General features: G+C 64.3%; 4 protein-coding genes and 1 tRNA gene. 1 reads left to right on the top strand and 4 read right to left on the bottom strand.

The genetic code is table 11. The features are described 5' to 3' along the window. Positions 1 to 77: transfer RNA gene (locus tag C8P69_RS23120), tRNA-Met, on the top strand. A 75-nt stretch (positions 78 to 152) separates the two neighbouring features. Here the strand turns inward: C8P69_RS23120 and C8P69_RS23125 are convergent. The 4 genes from C8P69_RS23125 to C8P69_RS23140 form a co-directional block, all read right to left on the bottom strand. Next, on the bottom strand, positions 153 to 1,076 hold the full coding sequence (locus C8P69_RS23125) for a dihydrodipicolinate synthase family protein (protein WP_108179784.1): 924 nt from the start codon (positions 1,074 to 1,076) through the stop codon (positions 153 to 155). An 83-nt stretch (positions 1,077 to 1,159) separates the two neighbouring features. Continuing rightward, positions 1,160 to 2,356 (bottom strand): M20/M25/M40 family metallo-hydrolase, encoded by a 1,197-nt coding sequence (locus tag C8P69_RS23130; RefSeq protein ID WP_420541376.1) that lies wholly within the window; start codon positions 2,354 to 2,356, stop codon positions 1,160 to 1,162. A gap of 98 nt (positions 2,357 to 2,454) precedes the next feature. Then, positions 2,455 to 2,661, bottom strand: a complete 207-nt coding sequence (locus C8P69_RS23135) for a hypothetical protein (RefSeq protein WP_108179785.1) — start codon at positions 2,659 to 2,661, stop codon at positions 2,455 to 2,457. 84 nt (positions 2,662 to 2,745) lie between these two features. After that, entirely contained in the window at positions 2,746 to 4,611 is a 1,866-nt protein-coding gene (locus tag C8P69_RS23140; RefSeq protein ID WP_108179786.1) for a site-specific integrase, read from the bottom strand. Positions 4,612 to 5,212 lie beyond the last annotated feature (601 nt).

Consider the following 5,212-nt stretch of genomic DNA (forward strand, 5'->3'; position numbering starts at 1 on the left):
CGCGGGGTGGAGCAGCCCGGTAGCTCGTCAGGCTCATAACCTGAAGGTCGTCAGTTCAAATCTGGCCCCCGCAACCAAAACACCAAAAGCCCCGCACGGCTCAAACCGGCGGGGCTTTTTGACGTCCGGGGCACCAAGAGAAGCCCCTCCCCTCACCGTCCCCAGCGCAACACGACAGCATCGCGCTCGCGCGCCAGCTCGATCAGCTCGGCCTGGGCGGCCGGATGGGGCAGCGACAGGGGATGGCGCACCGCCGCCGAGCGAATGACGCCGCCCGCCTGCATCAGGATCTTCGCCGCCGAGAGCCCGCACTGGCGGTTCTCGTGGTTGATCAGCGGCAGCCAGCGCTCATAAGCGCGCTTGGCCGCAGCGCGGTCGCCGGCGCGGTACGGATCCATGATGGCGCGGATGCCATCGGGATAGCCGCCGCCGGTCATGGCGCCGGTCGCGCCCGCGTCGAGATCGGCCATCAGCGTGATCGCCTCCTCGCCGTCCCAGGGGCCCTCGATGGCATCGCCCCCGAGCTCCAGCAGCGTGCGCAGCTTGGCGGCGGCCTGGGCCACCTCGATCTTGAAATAGGCGACGTTGTCGATCTCCCGCGCCATCTTCGCGAGGAAGGCCGGCGACAGCGGCGTGCCCGCCACCGGTGCGTCCTGAATCATGATGGGGATGGTGATCGCATCCGAGACGCGGCGGAAGAAGGCTTCGATCGCCGGCTCCGCCACCCGGAAGGTCGCGCCGTGATAGGGCGGCATGATCATGACCATGGCGGCGCCGAGAGCCTGCGCCCGGCGCGAGCGCTCGGCGCAGATGTGGCTGGCGAAATGCGTGGTGGTGACGATGACCGGCACGCGGCCCGCCACATGGGCGAGCACGGCCTGCATCACCGTCTCGCGCTCCTCGTCCGTCAGCACGAACTGCTCGGAGAAATTGGCGAGGATGCAGAGCCCTTCCGAGCCGGCATCGATCATGAAGTCGATGCAGCGGCGCTGGCCGTCGAGGTCGAGCGTGCCGTCGTCGTGGAAGATGGTGGGCGCGACGGGAAACACGCCGCGATAGGGACGCTGAAAGGCCATGGGGTTTCCTCATGTGGCCCGCTCTCGTGGCAGGCCTTGGTAGGGATGCGCCGCCGGCGACCCGGCGGCGCTCTCAGGTCGGATCAACGCGCCGTGGCGAGCGCGATGGCGAGGCGGCAGGCGTTCTGGAACGCGGGGATGTCCACCCACTCGTCCACCGTATGGGCCTCGTTCTGGCCGGCACCGAAGGTGACCGTCGGGATGCCGTGGAGCGAGAGATAATTGGCGTCGAGGCCGCCATTGACGAGGCGTGGATTGGGGGTGAGGCCGATGGCCTCGACGCCCTTGATGCCGCGCCGGACCACGGCCGAGTCCCGGTCGAGGGAGAAGGAGTGGTACTTGCGCTGGCGCGAGAAGACGACGCGCGCCGTCTTGCCCTCGCTGGAGACCAGCGCCTTGCCGGCTTTCACGAAAGCGGCCTCGAAGGCGTCGGTGATGGCGTCGACGAAGGCCATGTCGTGGCTGCGGCTCTCGCCCTCGACATAGCAATAGTCGGTGACGACATTGGTCGCGTCGCCCGCGCCGCGGCCGTCCTTGCCCGCGATGGTGCCGACATTGCTGGTGCCGGCCTTGTCGCCCTTCACCACCTTGCCGAACCAGCCATTGGCCTGCGCGTCGGCCAGCGCCATGGCGGCGACCATGCTGGCGGAGATGCCGCGCTCCGGCGCGACGCCGGCATGGGAGGCGCGGCCGAAGATCTCCACCGACCAGCCATCGCCGCCGACCGCGCCGGTGACGACATCGGCCGGGCGCGAGCCGTCATAGTTGAAGCCCATGGAGACGGGGCCGAGCATCTCCAGGTTGATGTGGCGCGCGCCCCAGAGGCCGCTCTCCTCGCGCACGCAGAAGACGAGAACCAGCGGCGGATGGTCGAGGTTCTGCTTGGCGAGTTCGGCCGCGAGCGATACGAGCACGGCGCAGCCGGTGCGGTTGTCGCCGCCGAGCGCGGTGTCGCCACCGGAGACGATCTTGTCGCCGGTGATGCGGGGCTTGGCGCCGGCGCAGAGCGGCACAGTGTCCAGATGGGTCATGAACATGATCGGCTCGGCATTGCCGAGGGCGCCGCGTCCGGGAATCTTGACGATCAGGTTGCCGGTCTGGGTCGGCACAGGAATGCGCGTGTTGGCATCGTCATAGGCGATGGCCTCGGCCGGCACGCCGGCCTCCTGGAGCGCCTTCGCGACATCCTCGGCGATGGCCTTTTCCTCGCCGGTCACGCCCTCGATGGAGAGGAAGCGCATCAGGCGGTCGAGGGCGGCTTGGGTGTCGTGATGGATCATGGCTGGGGTCCTGCGAACATGAGGACCCGCATCATGCCCGCCCGCGTCGCGAGGAAAAGTGCAGGGATGGCAGGGCCGCCCTGCCCTGCCCGCGCCGGTCAGGCCCGCCCGGCGATGGCGGCGCCGAGGCCGTCACCGCTGTCGAAGGCGGCTTCCACCCGCGCCCCGAGGCACCAGTCGCCACAGGCGCCGATGGCCCGCGCCTCGTCATAGAGGAAGGGCTCGCCGGCCGTTTCCTCGACCAGGGCATAGCGCCAGCGATGGGCGGCGAGATAGGACGGCGCCTCCTGCAGCCCGGTGAGCATAGTAGCTTCGGCTAGATCTGAGTCTTTTTCGGCTGGACTTGAGTCCAAAGCGAGCAAGCACGCTGTCAGATTAATCCGGCCCTCCTAGGCGGCGGTGCGGGCTGCGGGCGCTTCGGCGTTGTCGTTGGCCGCCCTATCCCGAAGGCTTTCCAATGCCTTGATGTACGGGATCAGACGATCGGGGTTCGCAAGACGGGCCCACCGCGCAACCTCGCCCAGATCAGGCTCCGATTGCAGCTTTCGCACAATCGCTGAACCTCGCAGTTGGCGAGGTGTCATCGCGGAGAATCCAATTTGGCCAAGTTCTTTGGCAAGAAGCCTTCGAACGGTAATCCGAGCAGGAGTGTCAGCGCGTTGGGTCGGGAGATAGGCCAACGGAAGCTCGGCCGGAATGTCTGGCGTGAGCCCAATGAATCGTTTGATACGCCATGCTGTGGGGCCCGAAGAAAACGCGGTGCAGGCTTCCGCACGGGTCAGTGAACGCAGCTCATCGAGAGTAAGTCCTTCGATCCCGGCGAGCGACACAAGCGCCGTAGCTAGGCTTGTGCTACAACAGTCTGGGGTCGCATCCAGACGGCTGAGAGCCGCGTCGACCAAGCTCGGACTGGTCAGGACGGGCTCCTCATCCCGAGCGATCGGCTCGATGAGCCCTGTCACCGCGTTGAACGCAATAAGCGATTCATGGCTCATGAACCTCAGGAGCCAATTCACGGATAACACCGCCCTTGCCGCGGTTGCTTTGGCTTGTGTGTTCAACAACGTGGCCGAGAACCCGTCGATGGTGGTCCGGTCGATCTCGTATGGCTCTAGCCCCTGCTTCGCAACGAAGGTCAGGAATTTTTCCGCGTCGCCCCCGTAAGCCGCGATTGTGTAGATGCCCATTTCTGTCTGCTGGAGCAGGTAGGCCATAAAGCGACGCGCCAGCTTGGAAGCCATCTCATCCTCATTGTCGAGATCGACCCGGGCAATGCTTGGGAGCAACGCATGCTGCTCAGCATTCCAACCGGTTGCGCGCAAGGCGCAGGTGACGGTGGTCAATCCCAGCCGCTTCATGATCGTCAAATGGGATTCGCCGGCGTCAGCCAGTTCCTGGCCGAAGCCGTATTTCATGCCAGTTGACGTGAGTGGTTGCATACATCCGGCCGCCCGCCCGACGTTCTGAAGGGCGTCTTGGACTGCACGAGGTCTTAGGGCTTCGCCGTGCCGCCCGATAAACAAATGCGAGTCCCCACCCTCCGGACGGAATGGACACGCTGCCTGATACTTTTCGATCGCGTCCTGTGTTTCCGGACGGATCTGCTGCAGGTGGCCGTGTTGTAAATCACCCTTGCAAACCCAGACGGCGCTTTTGCCGTCCAGCTGCTTGAGTGCCTGGGGCATACGACAGATCTCGGATGGAGTTGCATTGGTATCCGCCATCACGAGCATCATCGCGTAGTCGCGCGCGACGACCCAGTTCGGCAAGGTCGGTTCCAATCCCGGGGATTCCGCTGCATGACTTGAATAGAAGAATTCAAAGGCAAGCTGCTGCTCGGCACGCGCCACAGGCTTCCGTGCAGCAGCGCGAGCATGACGGCGGCGGGCGCCGTAGCGAAGCATCCCACGCAAGGCGCTCGCGTCGACCACTCCAGCTTCAAACTTAATCAATGAGCGCCAGGCGGCGATCCGGTCATCGCAGGTGCTCGCAGAAAGTCCCTCGCTCCGCCACCGTTGTTCAAGCGATTCAAGGTCCTCTTCGAGGGGGCACTTCAATACGCGGCTTGTATTTTCCCAGTGCTTTGGGTGCAAATCGCGATAAATCGCAACGATCGCCCGACGCTTCAGACTGACTGTAGCGGGGGCGAAGCCACGAATTTCGAGATCACAAAGCCAGCGTGAGACAACCACGGCCAGCGGCCCCGGAAGGTCCAGGATAACGTCGTGTCGAATCTCGTCGTCAAACAGCTGCATACTGAGATTATTTTCGATTTCCTAGCCAGAACAAGCGGGCTGTGCGCGACGAACGTAGTCCTTTGCAGGGTTTTCGTTAGAATGGTTAAATCGAATCGAGCGCGAGAGCTTACAGCTTGCTGCGCAGCGGGGATCCAAGCGCGTCCAAAACACGCGTCCGCCGCGCAGGCAGCGGTCCGTCATCGCGGGCTCGCTTTTGCCAGTGGCCATTGGCTCTTGGATAAGCCATGACGCCTTGTGAAAGTTTGAGTTCGACGTATCGGTCAGCCTGCTAACCGCGTTTATGCTGCGACGTGGGATCACCGCATCTCGGAAGAGCACACGGTCACCGTCGGAAAGCTGGAATTGGGCCCAATGCAAGTCGGCGATATCCACACCGGTCAGGCGACTCAGAGGACGTGCCAGCTCACGGCGGTAAAGCAATTGGGTCCAAGGCCCTTGGTTGATGCCGATCGCGAGGCCTACTTGGCTAGGCCAGACGTTGGTCGCCACCGCGAAACGACATATGGAGTGCACCCCGTTTCGCCGGACAGGTAGCCGGTTGATCTAGGCACTCTGAGCGATGAACTCTCGCGGGGAGAGCATGCGCAGGCCAGAGTGC

This window comes from Phreatobacter oligotrophus, from assembly GCF_003046185.1.
Lineage (GTDB): Bacteria > Pseudomonadota > Alphaproteobacteria > Rhizobiales > Phreatobacteraceae > Phreatobacter > Phreatobacter oligotrophus.

Excerpts from the sequence above, each read along its gene's own strand:
- C8P69_RS23130 (WP_420541376.1), bottom strand. The coding sequence starts at position 2,356 with ATGATCCATCACGACACCCAAGCCGCCCTCGACCGCCTGATGCGCTTC.
- C8P69_RS23125 (WP_108179784.1), bottom strand. The coding sequence starts at position 1,076 with ATGGCCTTTCAGCGTCCCTATCGCGGCGTGTTTCCCGTCGCGCCCACC.
- C8P69_RS23135 (WP_108179785.1), bottom strand. The coding sequence starts at position 2,661 with ATGCTCACCGGGCTGCAGGAGGCGCCGTCCTATCTCGCCGCCCATCGC.
- C8P69_RS23140 (WP_108179786.1), bottom strand. The coding sequence starts at position 4,611 with ATGCAGCTGTTTGACGACGAGATTCGACACGACGTTATCCTGGACCTT.